General features: G+C 61.6%; 1 protein-coding gene. It reads right to left on the reverse strand.

Translation table 11 applies throughout. From position 1 onward, the window contains the following. Window positions 1–165: 165 nt before the first annotated feature. Window positions 166–1,058, reverse strand: an 893-nt coding sequence (locus CW742_RS14895; RefSeq protein WP_292421748.1) for an AMP-binding protein, incomplete at its 5' end; no start/stop codon positions are given.

Genomic DNA, 1,058 nt, shown 5'->3' on the forward strand with positions numbered 1-1,058 from the left:
CGTCCATAGTGCGTACCTACCTCTTTCTTCAGGAGCCGGGTATATATCCGTTCCGGTGCCGCCGGGTGTCCGGCCATTGGTGCGGGAGTTTCACGATCCCGTCCTGCCGTGCATGCGGGGCCGGGCAGGTGCCCGGCCTGAAACGGACAAAAGAGGAAGCCGTGATTATGAGCGGGGGTATCCCATTCCCTTCAGGGTTGTTGTTATCTCTTCAAGGATGGCCGGATCGTCGATGGTTGCGGGGACGGTATACGGGATCCCGTCTGCAATCTTCTTGATGGTGCCCCGGAGGATCTTCCCCGAGCGGGTCTTGGGGAGGCGGGCCACTACGGCGGCTGCCTTGAACGAGGCGATCGGCCCGATCTTCTGCCGCACCAGCGCGATGAGTTCGGGCTCGATCGCTGCAGGTGATCTTGCAACGCCGCTTTTCAGGACCACAAAGCCCAGCGGCACCTCGCCCTTGACCGGGTCGTGGACACCGGCAACTGCGCATTCCGCAACATCGCGGTGGGATGCAAGCACCTCCTCCATTGCGCCGGTCGAGAGCCGGTGGCCCGCGACATTGATGATATCGTCGGTCCTCCCCATGATCCAGACGTACCCGTCCTCATCGATGAACCCGGCATCCGAGGTCAGATAATAGCCCGGGTAGGCCGAGAAGTACGTTTTCACAAAATCCGCATCGTTGTTATAAAGGGTGACAAAGCAGCCGGGCGGGAGCGGCAGTTTCACGACAATGTTGCCGGTCTCCCCGGCCGGCGTGTCCGTGCCATCGGCGTTTTTGACCCCGACGATATAGCCCGGTACCGGTTTGGTGCAGGAGCCCGGTTTTACCGGCAGGAGTTCAAGACCGGCGCAGTCCGCTCCAATCGCCCAGCCGGTCTCGGTCTGCCACCAGTGGTCGATGACCGGAACCCCGAGCCGGTCCTGCGCCCAGAGAAGGGTGTCCGGGTCACAGCGTTCACCCGCAAGGAAGAGCATCCTGAACCCCGTCAGATCGTACTTCCTGATGAACGCCTCGGCCTCGTCCTCTTTTTTTATCTCCCGGAACCCGCTGG

Source organism: Methanoregula sp. (assembly GCF_002835825.1).
Lineage (GTDB): Archaea > Halobacteriota > Methanomicrobia > Methanomicrobiales > Methanospirillaceae > Methanoregula.